This window comes from Cutibacterium nasicola, assembly GCF_052654715.2.
The window spans coordinates 728138-749459 of record NZ_CP199745.2; the positions used below are offsets into that span (position 1 = coordinate 728138).

At 64.0% G+C, this 21322-nt stretch carries 14 protein-coding genes; 7 read left to right on the forward strand and 7 right to left on the reverse strand.

Translation table 11 applies throughout. The features are described 5' to 3' along the window. The first annotated feature begins 85 nt into the window (after window positions 1-85). Both rlmN and gdhA read left to right on the forward strand, forming a co-directional pair. Window positions 86-1306, forward strand: coding sequence for a dual-specificity RNA methyltransferase RlmN (gene rlmN, locus ACUCCZ_RS03355; protein ID WP_435918090.1), 1221 nt, complete (start codon window positions 86-88; stop codon window positions 1304-1306). 87 nt (window positions 1307-1393) lie between these two features. Then, window positions 1394-2731: an NADP-specific glutamate dehydrogenase gene (gdhA, locus tag ACUCCZ_RS03360; protein WP_435918089.1), complete on the forward strand. Its 1338-nt coding sequence runs from the start codon at window positions 1394-1396 to the stop codon at window positions 2729-2731. On the opposite strand, the gene ACUCCZ_RS03365 is transcribed toward gdhA, so the two are convergent. Continuing rightward, window positions 2709-3806, reverse strand: a complete 1098-nt coding sequence (locus ACUCCZ_RS03365; RefSeq protein ID WP_435918088.1) for an LOG family protein — start codon at window positions 3804-3806, stop codon at window positions 2709-2711. The two genes, gdhA and ACUCCZ_RS03365, sit on opposite strands and share 23 nt — an antisense overlap. Further along, a complete protein-coding gene (locus ACUCCZ_RS03370) occupies window positions 3803-5173 on the reverse strand; it encodes a serine hydrolase domain-containing protein (RefSeq protein WP_435918087.1) in 1371 nt (456 codons plus the stop codon). The genes ACUCCZ_RS03365 and ACUCCZ_RS03370 overlap by 4 nt, the downstream gene beginning before the upstream one ends. Window positions 5174-5271: 98 nt before the next feature. Here ACUCCZ_RS03370 and dxr point away from each other — a divergent pair, with 98 nt between their 5' ends. The 5 genes from dxr (at window position 5272) to ACUCCZ_RS03395 (ending at window position 12581) form a co-directional block, all read left to right on the forward strand. Next, on the forward strand, window positions 5272-6495 hold the full coding sequence (gene dxr, locus ACUCCZ_RS03375; RefSeq protein WP_435918086.1) for a 1-deoxy-D-xylulose-5-phosphate reductoisomerase: 1224 nt from the start codon (window positions 5272-5274) through the stop codon (window positions 6493-6495). Continuing rightward, a complete protein-coding gene (locus ACUCCZ_RS03380; RefSeq protein ID WP_435918085.1) occupies window positions 6492-7772 on the forward strand; it encodes a M50 family metallopeptidase in 1281 nt (426 codons plus the stop codon). Before dxr ends, ACUCCZ_RS03380 begins: the two co-directional genes overlap by 4 nt. A gap of 156 nt (window positions 7773-7928) precedes the next feature. Beyond that, window positions 7929-10472 (forward strand): ExeM/NucH family extracellular endonuclease, encoded by a 2544-nt coding sequence (locus tag ACUCCZ_RS03385; protein WP_445439690.1) that lies wholly within the window; start codon window positions 7929-7931, stop codon window positions 10470-10472. A gap of 86 nt (window positions 10473-10558) precedes the next feature. Further along, on the forward strand, window positions 10559-11740 hold the full coding sequence (gene ispG, locus ACUCCZ_RS03390) for a flavodoxin-dependent (E)-4-hydroxy-3-methylbut-2-enyl-diphosphate synthase (protein WP_435918083.1): 1182 nt from the start codon (window positions 10559-10561) through the stop codon (window positions 11738-11740). Window position 11741: 1 nt separating this feature from the next. Then, on the forward strand, window positions 11742-12581 hold the full coding sequence (locus tag ACUCCZ_RS03395; RefSeq protein WP_435918082.1) for a GNAT family N-acetyltransferase: 840 nt from the start codon (window positions 11742-11744) through the stop codon (window positions 12579-12581). Between the two features lie 301 nt (window positions 12582-12882). Here ACUCCZ_RS03395 and ACUCCZ_RS03400 read toward each other — a convergent pair whose 3' ends face one another. From ACUCCZ_RS03400 to ACUCCZ_RS03420, 5 genes are read right to left on the reverse strand one after another with little or no spacing between them, the layout of a single operon-like run. Next, window positions 12883-13740, reverse strand: coding sequence for an anchored repeat-type ABC transporter permease subunit (locus ACUCCZ_RS03400; protein WP_015582435.1), 858 nt, complete (start codon window positions 13738-13740; stop codon window positions 12883-12885). A 13-nt stretch (window positions 13741-13753) separates the two neighbouring features. Then, the gene (locus ACUCCZ_RS03405; RefSeq protein WP_435918081.1) at window positions 13754-14527 is read right to left on the reverse strand and encodes an anchored repeat-type ABC transporter ATP-binding subunit; all 774 of its coding nucleotides are present in this window, start codon (window positions 14525-14527) and stop codon (window positions 13754-13756) included. Continuing rightward, the gene (locus ACUCCZ_RS03410) at window positions 14520-15599 is read right to left on the reverse strand and encodes a choice-of-anchor M domain-containing protein (protein WP_435918080.1); all 1080 of its coding nucleotides are present in this window, start codon (window positions 15597-15599) and stop codon (window positions 14520-14522) included. Before ACUCCZ_RS03410 ends, ACUCCZ_RS03405 begins: the two co-directional genes overlap by 8 nt. Before the next feature lie 19 nt (window positions 15600-15618). Then, the gene (locus tag ACUCCZ_RS03415; protein WP_435918079.1) at window positions 15619-17145 is read right to left on the reverse strand and encodes an anchored repeat ABC transporter, substrate-binding protein; all 1527 of its coding nucleotides are present in this window, start codon (window positions 17143-17145) and stop codon (window positions 15619-15621) included. After that, window positions 17142-21101, reverse strand: coding sequence for a TIGR03773 family transporter-associated surface protein (locus tag ACUCCZ_RS03420; protein ID WP_435918078.1), 3960 nt, complete (start codon window positions 21099-21101; stop codon window positions 17142-17144). The genes ACUCCZ_RS03415 and ACUCCZ_RS03420 overlap by 4 nt, the downstream gene beginning before the upstream one ends. Window positions 21102-21322: the final 221 nt, after the last annotated feature.

Below are 21322 nucleotides of genomic sequence, written 5' to 3' on the forward strand. Positions count from 1 at the left end.
CGTGCCCGTCATCCATCGCACCTGAGAACCGTGCAGCCACCGTCGACGGATCCATGGTGGCTGACCTCAAGTTGAGAGGAGTCTCGTGACCGATACTGAATCCGACCGCCCGAGCCTGTCGCCGTCGGGACTCGTACTGCCCATCACACCGCTGACCGACAAGGAGATCCCGGTTGTGGTGCGCACCCCGAGGCGCACCAAGCCTCCTCGGCACTGGATTGACCTGAGCGTTGAGGAGAGAGTACAGGCCGTCAAGGACCTCAGCCTGCCGGCCTTCCGCGCTCGTCAGATCTCCGCCCACGTCTTCGACCGCTGGGAGGTTGACCCCATGGGGTGGACCGACCTACCCAAGTCAGCTCGTCAAGAGATCGCCGATGCCTGGTTCCCGACACTGTTGACAGAGGTTTCCCGGCAGTCCTGCGACCATGGCATGACCGTGAAGACCTTGTGGCGGCTGCACGGCGGGGCACTGGTGGAGTCGGTTCTCATGCACTACCCGGCCACCCGTCATTCCGCGGCTCGCACCACCTTGTGCATCTCCTCCCAGGCCGGCTGTGGCATGGCGTGTCCGTTCTGTGCGACTGGTCAGGGCGGTATCCAGCGCAACATGTCCACCGCTGAGATCGTCAGCCAGGTGTTGGCGGCCAACCGCCTCATCGAGGCTGATGAGGTTCCCGGAGCCAACGGCCGTGTTCACAACATCGTCTTCATGGGAATGGGTGAGCCGATGGCCAATTACCGCTCGGTGCTCACCGCCATGCGCACTCTGACCGCTGAAGGCCCCGACGGAGTGGGCATGAGTGCCCGTGCCCTGACGGTTTCCACCGTTGGTCTCGTCCCGCGTGTCAAGGCGCTGACCGAGGAGGGGATCCCCGTCACCCTGGCCATCTCCCTGCACGCCCCCGACGACGAGCTGCGTGACGAGCTCATCCCGGTCAACCGGCGGTGGAAGGTCGACGAACTCCTTGACGCCGCCTGGCAGTACGCCGAGAGGACCAAGCGTCGGGTCTCGATCGAGTACGCCCTCATGAAGGACATCAACGACCAGGCCGACCGCGCCGCCATGCTGGCTCGCCAGATTCGTCGTCGGGGAGACTGGACCTGGGCCCACGTCAACCTCATTCCTCTCAACCCGACGCCAGGTTCGCGCTGGACAGCGTCTCGTCGGGAGGATCAGGACGCCTTCGTCGAGACCCTGGAGCGCTGGAAGATCCCGGTCACGGTGCGCGAGACCAGAGGCTCTGAGATTGATGGCGCATGTGGTCAGTTGGCTGCCGCGGGACGCTCGGAGGGATTGGGCAACTGAGTCCACAGGGCGACCCAGTGGGGTGAGTTGGGCTGATGTGGTGCAAAAATCATCCGAGTAACGCCAACACATGAAGGAGGTCGCCTGATGGACAGTCAGCTCGAGGACGCCTACGAGGCGGTGCTGAAGCGCAATGCGGGGGAGGCCGAGTTTCATCAGGCCGTGCGGGAGATCTTTGAGTCCCTCGGCCCGGTGCTCGAGAAGAATCCGCAGTACGTTGAGGCAGCAGTTCTGTCGCGTATCTGCGAACCGGAGCGTCAGATCATCTTCCGAGTCCCGTGGATCGACGACAAGGGCAAGGTGCGCATCAACCGTGGCTTCCGTGTCGAGTACTCGTCGGTACTTGGGCCGTACAAGGGCGGACTGCGATTCCACCCCTCGGTGTACCTCGGAACCATCAAGTTCCTCGGTTTCGAGCAGATCTTCAAGAATGCGTTGACCGGTATGCCGATCGGCGGCGCCAAGGGCGGCTCGGACTTCGACCCGCACGAGGCCTCCGAAGGCGAGGTCATGAGGTTCTGTCAGTCGTTCATGACCGAGCTCTACCGTCATCTCGGTGAGCACACCGACGTCCCCGCCGGTGACATCGGCGTCGGCGGACGTGAGATCGGATTCCTCTTCGGCCAGTACAAGCGGATCACCAACCGTCACGAGTCCGGGGTCCTCACCGGGAAGGGGCTCACCTGGGGTGGTTCCCTGGTGCGCACCGAGGCCACCGGTTACGGTACGGTCTTCTTCGTCCAGCGCATGTTGGCGACCAACGGAAAGTCGCTGGACGGCCTGCGAGTCACCGTCTCCGGGTCGGGCAATGTCGCCGTTTACGCCATCGAGAAGGCCCAGGACCTCGGTGCGACCGTTGTCGCGTGCTCGGACTCCAGCGGATACGTCGTGGACGAGAAGGGGATCGACGTCGCCCTGCTCAAGCAGGTCAAGGAGGTCGAGCGAGCCCGCATCAGCGAGTACGCCGCCCGCCGCGACTCGGCCACCTTCCACACCGACGAGTCCATCTGGGACACTCCGGTTGACGTTGCCCTGCCCTGCGCGACCCAGAACGAGCTCAACGGTGACGAGGCGAAGACCCTCATCCGCAATGGTGTCGTCGCAGTGGCCGAAGGTGCCAACATGCCGTGTACCCCCGAGGCTGTGCACTCCTTCCACGACGCTGGTGTTCTCTTCGCTCCCGGCAAGGCCTCCAACGCCGGCGGCGTGGCGACCTCGGCCCTGGAGATGCAGCAGAACGCCGCCCGCGACTCCTGGGACTTCGACGCCACCGAGGCCCGACTGCAGCAGATCATGGCCGACATCCACGACCGCTGCATCGAGACTGCTGACGCCTACGGTCACCCAGGCGACTACGTCATGGGCGCCAACATCGCCGGCTTCACCAAGGTGGCCGACGCCGTCATCGCGATGGGTGTCGTCTGAGCGCTTCCACCGCCTCCTCGATGGTGTCGACGAGGCGAATGTGACCAGCGACGAGGTGATCCCGCGACATCGTGTGGAGCAGCGGCCAGGCTGGCAAGGTCTGGCTCCAGTAATGGCTGCCGAGCATGATGAGCGGGGTCACCTCGTTCTCATTGGTGGCGTAGTAGTTGCCCGTCATCGCCTGGAAGAGTTCCTGGACGGTTCCCGCCTGACCGGGTAGGTAGATGATCCCGCCACGACATCGATTGAGCAGGATGTCCTCGCGCAGCGCGTTCGAGAAGTATTTGATGATGCTGGTGGCAAAGACGTTTGGCGGTTCGTGTCCGTAGAACCAGGTCGGGATGCCGATGGTGCGGTGAGCCGGACCATCGGGCCATGAGGCGACGACGTCCAGACCCGCCTGCACCCAGGCGGTGACGTCGGCGGTCCCGACGATCTCGCGCAGCCGGTCGATTGAGTGGTCAAGCAGATCGGGTGGGCAGGCTGCTCCCAGGTTGGTGGCCTCCATCGCGCCCGGTCCGCCACCGGTGACGACGAGGTGGCCGGCATCAGCAAGGGTGGCTCCCAGGTCGGCTGCCATGCGGTACCCATCAGAATCCCTGGTGACGGTGTGGCCACCCATGACGCCGACCGTCATGGTCGGATCGGTGCCAGTGAGCAGATCATCCATGGCGTCCGTCATGGAGTCGTCATGGAGGGCGGTGGCGAGGGTGTCGTGCAATCCCGGAGGTGTGGACAGCCCGCGACGCCAGCGATCCACCGCCGCGTCAAGGGTGGCGGGGTATCCTTGGTCGATGTCGTCGTACAACTCCTGGGCGGTGTAGGCCCCCGGGTGATAGGGGTCGAACGGAACTCCCGGGATGCTCGGGAAGATGAGGGCACCCCGGGCCCTCAGCCACTCCGTCACAAGGACGGGGCCGGTGCATCCCAGGAAGATGGTCGTGGAGACATCGCAGGTGCGCAGCACAGTGGCGCAGTCGGCCAGATTGACCCCTTGCACCACGCGTCCGGACAGATCCGGTGCCGCTTCCGCCAGCTGCTCGACCGTCTCGATCTCGATGGGGGAAGGACTCATCGATGCGACTCCGGGTGGGCCAGGCCGAACAGACCCCGGGGATCGAGGGGATCACAATCCCACTGGATTGTCGTGGAGCCCGGGGACATCCGCACGGTGAGGCCGTGGGGGCTGGAAATGACGTCAAGTTTCGCGACGAAATCCTCTGCCTGCCAGCCACCGCTCGCCGCGATGTCGATGGTGCCCTCGCCGACACAGCAGTGAGAGATCAGCCATTCGTCATGACCGACGGTGACGTCAAGGGCTGCGTTGACGATGCCGACCTGGGGTCGGGTGCAGTGCCAGGACATCGCCCAGCTGTCTCCGTCACCGCGAGGGGAGACGACGATGTGAGAACCATCGACGACGCCCTGCACCGATCGCGTCGGGTCGAACTCGCCGAGGGCCGTCGGCTGGCTGCGCACGCCCTCGTCGGGTTCGGGATCCATGCCCTTCCTCAGTGCGGGTAGGAGGTGGTCCCAGACGATCTGCAGAATCGCCTGCGTGTTTCCGGGGCCCTCGCCTGCCTCATTGGTCATGACGATGACGGCGTCGACCTCGGGGAGGACGAGTGCGAACTGGCCGAAGGCACCGTCGAGACGGTAACCATGGCTGGAGATCCAGGTCTGCCAGCCGTAACCCAGCCCCCACTCAGGGCCGGTGAGGCCATCGGACTCGACATGTTTGACGCGGTGCTGCTCGATCCATTCCTGGGGGAGTAGACGTGTGCCGTCATGGATGCCGTCGTCGAGGAGGAGCTGGGCGAACCGACCCATGTCCTCGGCGTCGATGTGCAGGCCACTGAACCCCAACGGGATGCCGTCCATGTCGACGGCCCAGCTGTGCGGCCCGCATCCCAGCGGTTCCAGGACCTCTCGGGTGATGATGGCGTCGACGTCCACCCCGGTATGTCGACGCACGATTCGAGAGAGCATCCAGGTGCCAAGGTTGTTGTAGGCGAAGTCGATCCCGGGACGTCCGGCTGGTTCGGTCGCCAACCACGCCTTGGCGGTCTCGACGCTGGGAATTTGCGGCACGCCTAAGGCAGGCTCGATGAGTTGTTCGGGGTAATGACCACTCGCCATCGCCAGCACGTCACGGACCCTGATGGATCTGGCCACCGGTCCGGTCTCATCGGTGCAGAAAGCGGGCAACAGGTCTGCCAGGGTGTCGTCGTACCCGAAAGCGCCACGGTCCACCGCAATGCCGACCGCAGCAGAGGTGAAGGTCTTCGAGCAGGAATAGACGAGGCTGGGAACGTCGGGGCTCCAGGGTGCCCAGCGGCGTCGCCCGACGACCTGTCCGTGCTGACGGACGATGAGTCGATGCGGGTGGACTCCGGCCTCTTCGAGGGCATCGGCGGTGATGTCGAGGACACTGTCGGTCATGAATCCACTGTAGGGCCGCTGGCCAGGACCTCGGGGAGATGAATGAACGGGTTGTCCCTCGAATCGGTCCCCTGAAACGGTCGTGACACACTGGCAGGGTGAAGAAGGTCATCATTCTCGGCTCCACTGGATCGATCGGAACACAGACCTTGGAGGTCATCGCGTCGCGCCGTGACCAATTTGAGGTCGCCGGCATATCGGCAGGTGGCTCAGATGTTGGCCTGCTGGCCCAGCAGGTGCTCGACTTCTCCGTCCCCGTCGTTGCGATCGCACGGGAGAACGCTGCAGAGGAACTCATGAGGGCACTCGCTGCCCAGGCAGGGTCCCGCGATGTTCCGGTGCCCAGTCCTCAGATCTTGGCCGGGCCGGAGGCCTCGACCCAACTGGCCGGGATGCCCGCTGACGTCGTGTGCAATGCCATTACCGGAGCTGCCGGTCTGCGTCCGACCTTGGCAACCCTTGCCGCCGGGACGACACTGGCCCTGGCCAACAAGGAATCCCTGGTCATCGGGGGCAGGCTCGTCACCCAGGCGGCTGCCCCCGGACAGATCGTTGCTGTGGATTCTGAGCATTCCGCCTTCGCCCAGTGTCTGCGAGGAGGCGGGCGTCATGAGGTGCGACGCCTCGTCCTGACGGCATCTGGGGGGCCGTTCCGTGGCCGCGACCGCGCCTCACTGGTGGACGTCAGTGCTGCCGACGCCATGAAGCATCCCACGTGGGACATGGGTCGGGTCATTACCATCAATTCGTCAACGATGGTCAACAAGGGACTGGAATTACTCGAGGCAGCCCTGCTCTATGACGTTGACCTCAACGACATCACCGTTGTCGTGCATCCGCAATCTGTCGTGCACTCGATGGTGGAGTTCTGGGATGGTGCCACGATTGCGCAGGCGTCGCCTCCTGACATGAAATTGCCGATCGCCCTGGGATTGTCCTGGCCCGACCGCATCCCTGATGCGGCTGCTGGTTGCGACTGGTCGACGGCCACCCAGTGGACCTTCGAACCTCTGGACAACGAGACCTTTGGTGCGGTCGAACTGGCACGACGAGCTGGACTCGCCGCAGGTACTGCACCAGCCATATTCAATGCCGCCAACGAGTCCTGTGTCGACGCCTTTTGTGATGGACGTATTGGTTTCCTCGAGATAACTGAAACCATTGCCGCGGTCCTTGACGAACACTTGTCTGATGATGCCAACGATGACCCCGGCTCTCGACATGTTGGTGACGACGCTCTCACCCTTGACGCCGTGTTGGCCGCCGACGCCTGGGGCCGTCGACGCGCTGCAGAGATGTGTGCCCAGGGGATTCGCCGGTGACAACCGTCATCGAGGTGCTGGCCGGGATCGTCTTCTTCGGCCTCATCATCCTTTCGGTGCTGCTCCACGAGTGCGGTCACTTCATCCCGGCCAAGATTTTTGGGGTCAAGGTCACCGAGTTCTTCGCCGGATTCGGGCCCAAGATCTGGTCCTTCACCCGTGGTGAGACCGAGTACGGGTTCAAGTGGCTCCCACTGGGCGGATACGTGCGCCTGGTCGGCATGTATCCCACCGAGGTGCATCACCGTCATGCCAACAAGCTGACGAAGCTGGCCGACCAGGCGAGGGCGGCCGAGGCGGAGGAGATCACCGATGCGGACCGCGGACGTCTCTTCAGCGACAAACCGGTGTGGCAGCGGCTCATCATCATGAGCGGCGGGATCCTTACCAACCTGGTATTGGCTTTCCTGCTGTTTTGGGCAGTATTCGGCATTCATGGGCGCCCCGCCGAGACGACGACGGTGGCCGCGGTCACTCCGTGCGTCCAATCCACCCAGACCACTGGTCCGTGCCCCAAGGGAGACCGTCCAGCACCGGCTGCTGGGGCCGGCTTGCATGCGGGGGATCGCATCGTCTCTTTCAACGGTCGACGGGTGGGATCCTGGTCGCAATTGCAGGAGTTCATCCGTGCCAACGGTGATGGGGAGGTTCGCCTTGTCGTGGAGCGCGATGGCGACTCCGTGAATCTTTCGCCAACGCACACTCTCGTCACTCAGGTCCCAGACCTCAACAATCCAGGTCGCACCATCGAAGCAGGGTATCTGGGCGTCAGCCCGACGATGGTCGTCGTTCACTCGGGGCCGGGCGACACCATGTCTCAGATGTGGACGATGTCAAAGCAGTCACTGAGCGCATTGGCCAGACTCCCACAACTGACCTGGAGTGTCGCCTCCGACATGATCACCGGGAGGACCAGGGACGTCAACAGTCCGATGAGTGTTGTGGGGGCATCCCGAATTGCCGGCGACGTCGCGGGCAACAGCCAACTGACTTTCGGGGACAAGGTCGCCACCGGTGCAAGTCTGCTCGGCGGACTCAACCTCTTCCTCTTCTGGTTCAACGTGGTGCCCCTGCCACCCATGGATGGCGGGCACATCGCCGGAGCAGTCTACGAGGCGTGCAAGAGGGGGATTTTCCGGGTGCTGGGCAAGCCTGATCCGGGCTCGGCCGACACCGCGATGATGCTGCCGGTGGCGTGGGTCATCGGCGTCCTCATGCTTGTCATGGGGCTGATCCTCGTCGTCGCTGACGTCGTCTCCCCAGTCAAGATCTTCTGAGCTCCCTGGCACTCCTGTGAATCAGCCGTGAGACGTCGTGTTGTTACGCAATGATGGAAAAAGCTCGGTGAATTGTCGGTGACAACCGTTTCTGTCGTCGTATCTACCGTGGCAAGGTGACGCGCGAACGTTGCCTACCACGAGATGGGAATTCTCATGACCACAATGTCCAGACGTGTCCTGGCAGGCCTCTGTGCTCTGTCGTGCGGCGTCGCCATGATCGTCGCGGTCCAGCCAGCCCATGCTGATCCGGTGGCAGCCGGCCACGTCGTCGTCAATGAGGTTTATGGAGGTGGCGGTAACTCCGGTGCCACCTGGACCCATGACTTCGTCGAATTGCTCAACCCCACCTCTGCGGACGTCTCCGTCGAGGGGTGGAAGCTGGAATACCTCACTGCCAAGGGCAAGGTGGCCAACACCTGTAGCCTGGTCGGTACCGTCAAGGCCGGTGGTCACTTCCTGGTCCAGGAGGCCAGGGGAGACGGCGGTAGCAAGCCCCTCCCGACTCCCGACGCCGAGTGCTCGGCATTCATGAGTGCCATCACGGGGTCGGTACGTATCACTGACGCATCTGGTGCTGTCGTTGACCTGGTTGGCTACGGTGCTGCATCGGTGGCCGAGACGAAGGCGGCCCCCGCCCCGTCGAACACCACCTCGATCGAGCGTCGCAACGGCGTCGACACCGACGACAACTCGGCGGACTTCGAGGTCGTAGATCCCACCCCGACGAATTCCGGTTCGGTCCCAGCAGCCACCCCGACTCCGATCCCCACCCCGGACCCGACTGAGACCCCGATTTCCAAGATCCAGGGCAATGGTCCGGTCAGCCCACTGGTCGACAAGGCCGTCACCACGGTGGGCGTCGTCACCGCTGCCTATCCGACCGGCGGATTCAATGGCATCTACATCCAGACCCCAGGATCTGGTGGCACTCCGAAGAGGGCGACGGATGCCTCTGACGGCGTCTTCGTGTACTCGAAGTGGGCTGCCGTCAACATCAAGGTCGGCGACTGCGTGACCGTCAGGGGCACCGTCACGGAGGCCCATGACCTCACCGAGATCGGCGGTAGCACCCGAGTCGATCGCAGGTTCGGTTGCGCCCCGGTCAAGGCCACCGAGCTGACCTCGCTGCCGGCCACCGACGCCGAGCGGGAGGCCTACGAGGGCATGCTCGTCAAGCCCACCAGCGGCTACACCATCACCAACAATTACGGCCTCAACCAGTACGGTCAGATCGGCCTGGCCGACGGCGACAAGCCCCTTTACCAGGGCACCGAGGTTGCCCTTCCGGGAAAGGACGCCGAGGCTGTCGAGGTGGCGAACAAGGCCAGGTACATCACCCTTGATGACGGGGCTTCGTGGAACTTCATGACCAACGCCGACGCCAAGAACTCGCCGCTGCCGTACCTGTCCCAGGACACCCCGATGCGCACCGGCACTCACGTCGACTTCACCTCGCCGGTCATCATGGACCAGCGGTTCGGCTGGAACTTCCAGCCCACCGGTCAGGTCGTCGGTGCGGCCTCCACACTGTCGCCGATCAAGGTCGGTAACAACCGCCCGGCCAGCCCACCGGCCGTGGCTGGCAGCGTCAAGCTGGCCAGCTTCAACGTGCTGAGCTACTTCACCGATCTGGGCCAGGACGAGCCGAACTGCAAGGCCTATCTCGACCGTGACGGCAACCCGGTCTCGGCCAACTACTGCCTGGTCCGTGGCGCCTACACGCCGAAGGCCCTTGCCGACCAGCAGGCCAAGATCGTCACAGCGATCAACGGTCTGGGTGCCGACGTCGTCTCTCTCGAGGAGGTCGAGAACTCCGCCCAGATCACCTGGCATTCGAGCCAGCCCCGTGACGCTTCCTTGGCCACTCTTGTTGACGCCCTCAACAAGGCCACCGGCAAGAAGGTGTGGGCCTACGTTCCCAGCCCGAGTGTCGTTCCCCCGAACGAGGACGTCATTCGCTCGGCCTTCATCTACAAGGTCGGCAAGGTCGCCCCGGTGGGTGCCTCGCAGATCTTGGCCGACCCGGCCTTCGCCAATGCCCGCCAGCCGCTTGCCCAGCGCTTCCAGCCGGAGGGTTCCAAGCGCACCTTCGTGGCGGTCGTCAATCACTTCAAGTCCAAGGGTTCTGGTGAGGATGACCGCACCGGGCAGGGCAAGTCGAACCCCAGCCGCGTCTCCCAGGCCAAGGCCCTGACGGGTTGGGTGAACACGACTTTCAGGGACGACCCGGTCTTCATGCTCGGTGATTTCAATGCCTACGCCATGGAGGACCCGATCCGCGCCATCAAGGACGCCGGATTCAGTGAGGTTGTCGAGGAGCGCGACCCCGGTGCCGCCAGTTATCAGTACTCGGGTCGCGTGGGCTCCCTGGACCACATCTTCGCCAATGCCAAGGCCCACGAGTTGGTCTCTGGAGCCGGAATCTGGGACATCAATGGATCTGAGTCGGTGGCCATGCAGTACTCGCGTCGCAACTACAACGTGACCGACTTCTACACCACCAGCCAGTTCGGTGCCTCGGACCACTCCCCGGCACTCGTCGGCTTCTCGATGCAGGTTCCGGCCCCGGCGCCGACCGTGGCGCCGACTCCGTCGGCCAGCACCCCGACCCCGGCCACTGCTTCTAGCACGACGGTCGCTCCTGCCCCCGGACACGTGCCGGGAACCCGTCCCGGTCTGCCTCGCACCGGAGTCTGACGAATCCTCGCGGCACCCGCCCCGTCACCACGACAGGGCGGGTGCTCGCTGTCAGCGTCACCACACTGAGGAAAGTAGGTGACACAATGGGAATGACAATCCGCGATTTCAGGAGTGACACGTCAATGACCGTGAACCTGGGCATGCCCACCCCTCCCGTCCCGACCCTGGCGCCGCGCCGTAAGACGCGCCAGATCACGGTGGGAGATGTGCTTGTCGGTGGTGACGCACCCATTTCGGTGCAGTCCATGACCACGACAAAGACTCATGACGTCGGTGCCACCTTGCAGCAGATCGCGGCGCTGACCGCTGCTGGCTGTGACATCGTGCGGGTCGCATGTCCCACTGACAAGGACGCGGACGCTCTGCCGATCATCGCTCAACAGTCACACGTCCCGGTGATCGCTGATATTCACTTCCAGCCGAAGTACGTCTTTCAGGCAATCGAGGCCGGCTGTGGTGCAGTGCGAGTCAATCCCGGCAATATCCGCAAGTTTGACGACCAGATTGAGTCGATCTGCAAGGCTGCCACCGAGCACGGTACGAGTATCCGCATCGGTGTCAACGCCGGCTCTCTCGACAAGCGTCTGCTCGAGAAGTACGGTGCACCGACTGCTGAGGCTATGGTGGAATCAGCGCTGTGGGAGGCGAGTCTCTTTGAGCAGTACGGATTCCGGGATTTCAAGATTTCGGTGAAGCACCACGACCCGGTTGTCATGATCCAGGCCTATGAACAGCTCGCGGCGCAGTGCGACTACCCGCTCCATCTCGGTGTGACTGAGGCCGGCCCGGCTTTCCAAGGCACCATCAAGTCGTCGGTGGCCTTCGGACACCTCCTCGCTGAGGGCATCGGCGACACCATTCGCGTCTCCCTGTCGGCTGATCCGGTCGAGGAGGTCAAGGTCGGCATCAAGATCTTGGAGTCGCTGAATCTGCGTCCCCGCGGTCTGGAAATCGTCTCCTGCCCCTCATGTGGGCGGTGCCAGGTGGATGTTCTCTCACTGGCCAACGATGTGACCGATGCTCTGGAGGGGATTGACGCCCCGCTACGTGTGGCAGTCATGGGCTGCGTGGTCAACGGCCTTGGGGAAGGCCGTGAAGCTGACCTGGGTGTGGCTGCCGGTAATGGCAAGGGAAAGATCTTCAAGCACGGCGAGGTCGTTCGTACTGTTGCCGAGAATGAGGTCGTTGCCACCCTCGTTGACGAGGCGAATCGGATGGCTGACAACATGAATGAGACCGGGGAACCGGAAGTCGCGGTTTCCTGACGTGTTCACCAGGGTCAGGGTCCTTGACGACACCGACGTGGCCCAGGTCACCGAATTTCTCCAACAGGACCCAGTGGGAAATCTGTTTCTGCTGTCACGAATCCAGGCCAATGGCCTGGACCGCGGCAGGCTCGGATGCCCCGTCGTCGGTGTCGTCCGGTCCCGTGAATTGCACGGGGTGCTTCATCTTGGTGCCAACGTCGTACCGGTGGCATCAGACGACGTAACGATCGAGGCATTGGCCTCCAAGGTCGGGCCGTGGCGCGCGTCGTCGTCAATGATGGGACGGGCAGAACCAGTCCTGGCGTTGCACCACATTCTGTCTGAGCGGTATCCGCGGGCATGGGGAAGTCCTCGTGAGTTACGAGCGCACCAGCCGTTGTTGGAGTTGCAGGAACCGTCACGTGTCGCTCCGGATCCCCGTGTCACGGCTGCGACGATGGAGCATTTCCAGGCCTATTTTCAAGCCGCGGTGGCGATGTACACCGAGGAAGTTGGTGTCAGTCCCATCGAGCCGTCTGGTGGTTATATGCGCCACATGCGCATCCTCGTGCAGCGGAGCCATTGCTTCGCCATCATTGACGAGGACGGAACAGTGCGATGGAAATCCGACATTGGCGTCGTGTGGGATCGCTACTGCCAAGTTCAGGGGGTCTGGATGGATCCAGCATGGCGCGGTCAAGGATTGGCCGATGCTGCGATGACGGCCGTGGCAGATCTGTGCCAGCGACGCTACGAGTCGGTGTCCCTCTACGTCAATGACTTCAACACCCGAGCTCTGGCGATGTACGACACCGTTGGGTTCCGTCAGGTGGGAGAAATGGCCACCGTGCTCTACTGACGGCCCGCTGCGACCAGGGCGTAAAGGCGGATGAACAGGGTCAGCGCTCATGTCGGTGACCTTGCCCCGCGTCGCAGACACCAAGTGAACGCTCTCAACAGCGGGGCCTTCGACCCAGTGATGCCCCAGATCTTGAATTGTCGACAGTGATGTGTTTTCCGAAGACCGTCGGCTCTGATTCCGTGGAACTCCACGGTGCTCCAACAGACCAATCGGAGGTGCCCCTGCCCGCGGAGTGATCGGCATCCACATGGTGAGCGGTGTACGGCAGGGAATGGGATGGGGTGGGAGCAGGGGCGCCTCAGGCGACCCGGCGCCGCATCCCCCCAAGCAGCCCGCGCGGCGCGAGGACCCAGCACAGGAGGAACACCGCCGTCGCAACAAGGACGATCGTCCCGCCGGCCGGAAGGTCAATCGACCACGACAGGTACAGGCCTACCAGAGCGCTGAGGCCGCCGATCACCGGCGCCAGGACCATCATTCGCCCCAGCCGATCGGTGAACAGGCGGGCGGTGGCGGCCGGGGTCACCAGCAGGGCCAGGACGAGGACGTTACCGATGACCTGCACCGAAATGACGACGGTCATCGTCACCAGCACGTAGAGCAGCAGGTCGAGGGCGAAGACCGGAAGGTTGGAGGCCCGCGCAGTCTCCCGATCCAGACCGACGGTCACCAGCTCCTTGTGGACGGCGCGTTCCAGGAGCAGCACAATGGCCCCGGCCACGCACACGACGACGATGTCGTCGTTGGTGATACCCGTGATGGATCCGAAGAGGAACTGTTGCAGGGAACCCGAGTACCCAGGAGCTCTGGAGATGATGACGATTCCCAACGCGAAGGCCCCCGCAAAGAGGATTCCGATGACGGAGTCCTCCTTGAGGCGTCGGTTCTGGGAGACGATGGCCACCAGGACGGCAGTGACGAGACCGGCCACAGCACCACCGACGAGCAGCGACCCCTGGAGCAGGAAGGCCACCGCCAAACCGGGGAAGACCGAGTGGGCCACTGCGTCGCCGATGAATGCCATGCCTCTCAGCACGACATGGGAACCGATGACGCCGGCAACCATCGAGCAGACCACGGCAACGAGCAAGGCCTTCGGCAGGAAGACCAGCAGGGGATTGGTGAGATCAGTGAAGAACTCCCATGGAGTGAGCATTGATGGTTCCTTGTCAGACGGGGGTGTGGACGGGTTCAGCAGCCCCGACCATGGTCAGCAGCGGGGAGTTCGCGGTGACCCCGAAGGCCTTCATCCACATCGCCGGATCACGCAGTTCCTCCGGGGTGGAGTCGGCGATGACGGTGCGGTTGATGAGGCACACCCGGTCAGCGGTGGCCATGGCCTGGGCGAGGTCGTGGGTCGTCATGACCAGTGTGGTGCCGTCGGCCGCCAAGCGGCAGAACAGCTCGGTGAGCATCTCCTGAGTCGGCATGTCGACCCCGGTGAACGGCTCGTCCAGAAGCAGCACGGAGGGACGCGTGGCCAGGGCTCGGGCAATGAGAACACGCTGACGCTGACCGCCGGAGAGTTCTCCCACGGTGCGATCTGCCAAGTCCGCCATGTCGGCGATCCGCAGGGCGTCGCGCACCGCGATGTGGTCATCCTTGCCAGGACGACGTAGCCACCCGATGTGGCGGGTTCGTCCGCTCATGACGACGTCGGCGACGCTGATGGGGAAGTCCCAGGCGAATTCGTGACGCTGGGGGACGTAACCGATGTGACGCCATCCCTTGCCGGGAGCGGACCCAGCGACCTCAACACTGCCCTTGGCTGGTTTCACCAAGCCGAGCATGCTGCGCAGAATGGTCGTCTTGCCGGCGCCGTTGGGGCCCAGGAGTGCCAGCAGGTCACCCCTGCTGGCTGACAGGTTGACGTCGTGGAGCACGCGGAGGCCGCCCAGGTTGACGGCCATGTCAGTGATCTTGATGGATCCGAGGTCACTCATGCGAACTCGTTCCACTGTCGGAGGTCTTGGCCGATGTTGCGTCGGTGCCCTCGTCCTTCCACACCTCGTCATGCATCTTCCTGGACTTCGAGCGTCCCACCAGAGCAGCGATGATGGGGGCGATGATGACGACTCCGGCGATGATCGCGATGATCATTCCCCACGGGGTGTCATGGTCGGAATCATCAGTGGAGTTGGTGGCAGCTGTTGGCGGGGAGGCCTTCGCAGGGGCCGAGGCAGCGGCGGAGCTGCTCGTCGAGGCCATGCCGGACGCCGAGGAATCCGATGCCGCGGAAGCCGGGGAGGACGCCGAGGCAGAGGCACCCATGGTTCGAGCCTCGTCGGCCGAACCCTTGTCACCGACGACGAACCTCAGCTTGGTCGAGTAGGAGTGCTTGGCGCCCTTGGCGTCGGTGCCGCGGACATCGACGGAGATGGTCTGCGCTCCCGGATCGGAGAACACCCAGTTGGCGTGCACATGGGTGTTGGTCTCCATGTGCACCAACTGCTCTCCGGACTTGGTGGAGTCATACAGCGGTGTCGGGGCGTCGAAACCGTTCTCGATGAACATGTGGGCCTGACCTGGGCCCTCGTGCCCGGTGAAGACGAGTTCGGCGCCACGAGGGAAGTTCTTGACGATCTCCGGGGCCTGGGTGTTCCAACCGAGCCACACGATCTTCTGGTCCTGGGTCTGCGGAATGACATATGCCTTCTTGCCACGCATGTCGCCGAGGAAGGAGTAGGCCTCGTCGTTCGGCACGTCGATACGGGACGCATCGACCACGCGTAGCACGGCGTCATCGGTGTTGCGCCACACCGGCGGGTTGGCGGTGTCGTCGCGGGCCATGAGGGTGAACTTGCCGTCAACGATGCGAGGGCCGACATCGACGTGTCCTCGCCTGATCTCGGCGGGTTCCTTGGCCACCTTCTCGTTGTCTGTCACCGTCTGCTTGAGGGCAGGATCTGGTGGCGGGGTAGGGGAGGCATGGGCTGGCTGCGAGAGTGCGAAACCAGTACTGAGCGCGATGAACATGGCAGACAGGGATGCCAACCGACGGTGTTTCGTAATCATGGATTCCTCCGCAGGAGCCTCATCCCAGGCACTTGGCCAGGGAGTCGGCGTCGAATTTCATGAGGTCGATGTAGTTCGTGACTCGGTCGTCGAAGGTGTCGCCGTAAATGGGGCACACCTGGACACCGTTCTCGGCGGCAATGGCCGCGAGCACTGAGGAGCCACGCAGCACATTGGGTTCCAGGAACACGGCCGGCACCTTGAGGTCGGCGATGGTCTGGTTGAGTTTGCGGCGTTGTGCCATGGACGGCTCGACACCGGGATTGGCGGTCACGAATCCGGCCACGTGCATGCCGTGGGCTTGGGCGAGGTAGCCGTAGGCATCGTGGCTCGTGATGAGCTGACGCCGTCCCTTGGGAATGTTGGCGATCTTGCGATCGACGTAGTGCGAGGTCTCTTCCAGCCTCGCCAGGTATGTCTTGGCGTTCTCTCGGTAGGGCTGGGCGCCGTCGGGGTCGGCCTTGATGAGAGCGTCACGGATGACCTGCACGTAGGCCTTGGTGTTCTTGATGCTCATCCACAGATGGGGGTCGATCTCACCATGAACGTGCGCGCCGAGAACGGCCTGGGGCAGCTGGTGGATCGAGTCGCCAGGGTGGCCCAGGAATCGGAACGCCGGAGTCGGTGGGATTTCGGTGAGTGCCTTCGGGGGCACCCACACCACAGACTTGTCGGGGCTGAGACGCTTCTGGGTGCGGACGCCACCGCCAGTTGGATCGGACAGGATGATCATCTTGCCCTCGTCGATGTCAGCGGAGAGGTCCGCGTGGCCCTTGTCGACGACCGTCCGATTGGCGAGTTCGGGGATCGTGCGTGGATCAGCTCCGACGGCAATCGTCAGGGTCTGGGTGCCGATGGGGGTGTCTCCCTTGGCCGTGGACAGGGTGGCCGCGAAGGTCGCCTTGTAGATGCCAGGCTTGCTGAACGCCCACGACATGTGGGTGTGGGCGTCAGCGGGAAGCTCGACGTCATCACGCTCGTCGACGCCGTCAGTCGTCGAGTAGTAGATCTGCGGACGACCAAAGGTGCCGGTGATGTAGGCGGTGAGATCGCCAGGACCGTCGACGGATTTCAATTGGAGATGGACCGAGGACGAACGGTCGGCCCCTCGAGCAGTGCCCTTGCCGATGACCCGCAGGCCCAGCCAGACGGTGTCCAGGTTGGCATTCTCGACGAGCGGGATGACCTCAGCGCCATACTTCTGTGCCTCCTCAGCCAGAGAGACATTGATCGATCCGGCAGGCAGGGAGGCGTCGATGGTCTTGATGACCGAATGGGGCTCGAGCATGAGGTAGTTCGACAGCGCGACCTTCGAGTACACGACGGTCCGGACATCACGCAGCGACGGCTCGTAGGTGTGGGGGTCGGCGCCGGAGGGCACCATCGAGGTGACGGTGGCACGATCGCCGGCGACGTTGCGCGTCAGGTCAGCGAGGATGGGCGTGGTCGTCACCACGGAAAGCTTGTCGTTCTGGGAAGCGGGCGCGTGGCCGCACCCAGCCAGAAGGCTGAGTGCAGCCACGACGCACACCAGGCGTTTTCTCACCCGCGTCGTCTCCTCGCCACGAGGAGAGCGCCGGTCAGACCGATAACCGCGAGGGCTCCGGCCACCAGACCCTGGTTGGTCTGGGAGGCGATACCGGAATCGCCGAAGGTGCCGTTCTCACCGGAGCGTGGCAGCCCGTTGAGATCGCAGGGCTTGCCATCGGGGGTGCGGCCCACGATGGTGTAAGCCGGCTCGGTGTTCTGGTCGGCGCCGGTGGAGGCCGACACCTTGCCGATGGAGGCGGCGACCGACTTGGCATCGATACCCACTGCGAAGTGGAGGGTGCCGGTGGCGCTGACCTTCTTGCCGGCCTTGGTGGTGGCCGTCTGAGTGACGGTCACGGCGTAGTGGCCGGGGGCGGTGAACACCCAGTTCGGGTGAGCATGGGTGTTGGCCGGGACGGTGTAGCTGGTGGGTCCGCCGACGTTGTCGAAGACCCGCTGGCCCACTCCACCACCGAAGGTGCCGGACATGAACACGGCCATCTTGCCGGGGCCGCTGACCTTGTCCAGGTGCATCTGGACCGGGCCGGTGGTGCCGCTGACGATTGACTCGTGCATGGTGTTGACGCCGAGCCACGGCACGCCGGGAACCTGGGTCGCACCGATGAGCCACACCTTGCTGCCGCCCTTGGCGATGAACTCCATGCCGGCCGGAGCCGTGGTGTTGGCCTTGTCACCGACAGCCATCACGATGCTCGACGGCACAACCCACTTCGCCGGGGCGGAGCGGTCGTCCTTGAGAGCGGAGATGAACTTGCCGGACTGCAGCTGGACGCCCCAGTCGAAGTGACCCTCGGTGGCGATGGACGCAGGATGGGTGGCAGACTGAGCCGTCTTCTTCACGGCAGCGGCAGCCTTGGTGGGGATCTTCACCGGACGGCAGATCTCCTTCCGGGCGGAGGGGCCGCTGGTGGTAGTTCCCTCGGTCGATCCGTTCGGGTCGGAGTTTCCGCCAACCTCGTTGGTCGGCGTGTTGCCGACAACACCGAGATCATCGAAGGGCTTGTCGGAACCGCCCTTGGTGCTGTTCTTGCCGGGAACCGGGGTGCCGCCCTTGCCGCCGTCACTGGTGGGGCAGGTGCTGGCGGCGGCGATGGCCTTGGAACCGACCACCCAGGTGTAGGTGTGGGTTCCGGTGCTGACGGTCTTGCCATTGCGAACAGCGGTGGCGTCGACCGTCATCTCGTAGCGGCCTGGCTTGGTGAACACCCAGTTGGCGTGCACATGCGAGGGCTCCTTGACGGTGATGGTGCCCGGCAGGGTGGTGGAGCCGCCGTCGAGCAGGGTCTTGGTGCCCGCGAACGAGTTTTGCGTGAACAGATGCACCTTGCCCGGGCCCTTGACGTCACGGACGTTGATCTTCACCTCGCTGAAGCCATTGCGCTTGACGTCGAAGGTCTCCCATCCCGGCCACAGCAGATCCTGGTTCTGTGTGATGGGCAACAGGTAGCCCTTGGGGGCGCCTGGGTATCCGCTCGGGATGGTGGTCAGGGCAGAGTCCTTGACGGCCAACAGGACATTCTTCGGGGTGTGAAGCACACCTTCGCCGGTCACGTCCTCCTTGACCTGCAGGTCGAGACCGTTCTTGGCAGCCGAGCCGACGCGGAAGACGTCGGAGTGACCGTGGTCAAGAACGAGCTTCTGGTGGCAGGGCTTCTTGCCATTGCTCGGCTTGGAAGCTGGCTTGCGGGCCGGCTTCCGAGTCGGGGTGGCCGGGGAGTTCGGAGTCACCGACGGCTTCGGGGCGACCGAGGGCTTGGAGGCCGGGGGTGGCGTCACTGACGGCGTGGGAGTCGGTTTGCCCCACGGGGCGGGCAGCTCGGTCTTGTCGCCGACGACCCAGGTGTAGGTGTGCGGCTTGCTCCGGAACGCCTTGCCATCCTTCTCGGCGCTGGCCTGGACGGTCATGGTGTACACGCCCGGCCTGCTGAACACCCAGTTGGCGTGCTCGTGGGTCGGCTGCTTGACGGTGATGGTGCCCGGCAGGGTGGTGGAGTCACCGTCGAGCAGGGAACGCACGTCACCGAGGGTGCCCTGGGAGAACAGATTGACAGTTCCGGGGCCCTTGACGTCGTTGACGTTGATCTTCACAGTGGTGAAGCCGTTGCGTTTGACGTCGAAGGTTTCCCAGCCCGGCCACAGCAGCCCGGACTTCTGGGTCAGCGGCAGCACGTAGCCCTTGGGGGCACCGGGCAGCCCGGAGGGGATGTCGGTCAGCGCGGAGTCCCGCACCTTGAGCAGCACGTTCTCCGGTTCGCGGAGCACACCCTCACCGGTGACGTCCTCCTTGAGCTTGAGGTCGATACCGCCGTCAGCTGAGGATCCGACTCGGAAGGCATCCAGGTGTCCGCGATCGAGCACGACGTTGTTGCTATCGGTGTGGGAGTTGTCGGGAACTGGATCAGGTTTCGGGGCGGGGTCGGCCGGCCTTCCCCGGTCGGGGGCCGACGTGCCGTTCAGCACCTCTCCCTTGCCCTGGCAGGCGTTGGCCACCGCGGCGTCACCGACGGCGTACTGCATCGTGAACGGGACGTAGCGATGCTGTTTCCGGCCGTTGGCGTCGGCCTTGCCGTGCACGGTGTAGTAGCCGCTGATCCGGTAGAACCCCGGCTTGGAGAACCACATCTCCATGGGGGTCTTCTCGGCCTTGTTGACGCGCATCACGGTGCGCAGGCTCGACTCGCTGGACGACAGGACGGTCCGGGTCTGGCCATCGGTGGTGTCGACGACGGACACCTGGCCACCCTGCGGCCCTTCGATCGGGTCCCACGTGATGTCGGCCTCGTAGAGGTTCACAAAATCGGTGCCGGTGGTGTCGAGCACCTGGTTCGGCTGGCCGTTCTGCGCGGAGGTGGGGATGCGATGGAACTGCGATCCAGCGGCGAAGGAGCTGTTGAACTCGTCGGTCCCGGCCTGCGGGGCAGCTGCCTTCAGGGAGTCGGGCACGTTGATGACGCCAGCCTCCCCTCCGATCTGCTTGCCGGAGTCGCCCGAGATGACGCTCATCTTCGGGCGAGCGGGCTTCTGCGGGTCATCGGACTTCCAACTGGCCTGCCAGTCTGCCTTCAGGGTGACGGGGCCACTGGCATGGTGCAGGCACCCTGCCGTGTTCGCGGTGGGGTTGAAGGCCAGCGGATCGTCGGATCGGGTGTCCTGGCCCTTGGCGATGGGGAACTGCTCGGCCGGGGTGGTGATCTCGTGGGCAGGCTGCGTGGAGCCCTTGTCGAGGCCCACCTGCTCGTCGGAACCGACCAACCACGAGACGACGGTGGGGTCGGACTCGATGGTCTTCCCGTCGCGAGTCTCCACGGCTGCCTGCCACGTGAGGTTGTAGCGGCCAGGTTGGGAGAAGGTCCAACTGGTGTGGGTGTGGCTGCCGGGGTGCACGACCTGCCGACGGTGATCGGTGCCAGTCGAGGAGAACAGGTGTGAGACGCCGAGGGGATTGACGGTGAAGGCGTTGAACTCGCCGGGGCCGTCGACGTCGACCAGGTTCAGGTGTAGCGTCTCAGGTTTGATGCGATCCATGAGTTCGTCGGGGAAGCTGTGACCGGCGCCAAATGCGGCTGCCACCGGGGCCCACTTGTCGCTCTCCCTCTGCGGGGCGGTCCACACGATGTCGCCGGGCTCACCGAGGAAACTGAATCGGGGGTCGTCGGGAATCTTGAGGCGAGACGTCTCCTGGCCGTTCGCGTCGGCGTCCGGCCCGAGGCGGATGTAGACGTCCTTGGCCTCCTTGAGCTCACTCTCGTTCCACAGGATCTTGATGGTTGGTCTGCCGCTCGCCTGGTCCCACTCCACGTGGGCGACGTCGGCGTGGCCATTGTGCAGGAGCTCGCGATCCGGTGCTGACGCGTTCGCCAGTGACGGGTTGACCGTCAGGAACGTCAGCAGGATGGCGAGGAGCGATGCTAACCGTTTCACGGTGGCCTCCATTGTCTTCTTGTGATTCACGGCTGACTATATAATGGGAACAGTTCTCAGTTCAATGGGGGGGTAGGTGCCCCGCTGTGGTGATGGGTCATGGTTCGGCGGTGCGCGGCGTGAGGAGTGCGGGCCACCCCCGTGAATGGCCACGCCCCGCTGTTGTGGTGGGTCGGGGTCTGACGATGCGAATCGGCCCCACGGGGTGCGCCGGATGGCGCTTGCAGCGGATTGGTCAGAGTCGATCCACA

What these genes read in the sequence shown, in the direction of transcription:
- ACUCCZ_RS03405 (WP_435918081.1), bottom strand. Translation starts at nt 14,527, where the DNA reads ATGAGTGACCTCGGATCCATCAAGATCACTGACATGGCCGTCAACCTG.
- ACUCCZ_RS03400 (WP_015582435.1), bottom strand. Translation starts at nt 13,740, where the DNA reads ATGCTCACTCCATGGGAGTTCTTCACTGATCTCACCAATCCCCTGCTG.
- ACUCCZ_RS03385 (WP_445439690.1), top strand. Translation starts at nt 7,929, where the DNA reads ATGACCACAATGTCCAGACGTGTCCTGGCAGGCCTCTGTGCTCTGTCG.
- ACUCCZ_RS03365 (WP_435918088.1), bottom strand. Translation starts at nt 3,806, where the DNA reads ATGAGTCCTTCCCCCATCGAGATCGAGACGGTCGAGCAGCTGGCGGAA.
- ispG (WP_435918083.1), top strand. Translation starts at nt 10,559, where the DNA reads ATGGGAATGACAATCCGCGATTTCAGGAGTGACACGTCAATGACCGTG.
- ACUCCZ_RS03370 (WP_435918087.1), bottom strand. Translation starts at nt 5,173, where the DNA reads ATGACCGACAGTGTCCTCGACATCACCGCCGATGCCCTCGAAGAGGCC.
- gdhA (WP_435918089.1), top strand. Translation starts at nt 1,394, where the DNA reads ATGGACAGTCAGCTCGAGGACGCCTACGAGGCGGTGCTGAAGCGCAAT.
- ACUCCZ_RS03410 (WP_435918080.1), bottom strand. Translation starts at nt 15,599, where the DNA reads ATGATTACGAAACACCGTCGGTTGGCATCCCTGTCTGCCATGTTCATC.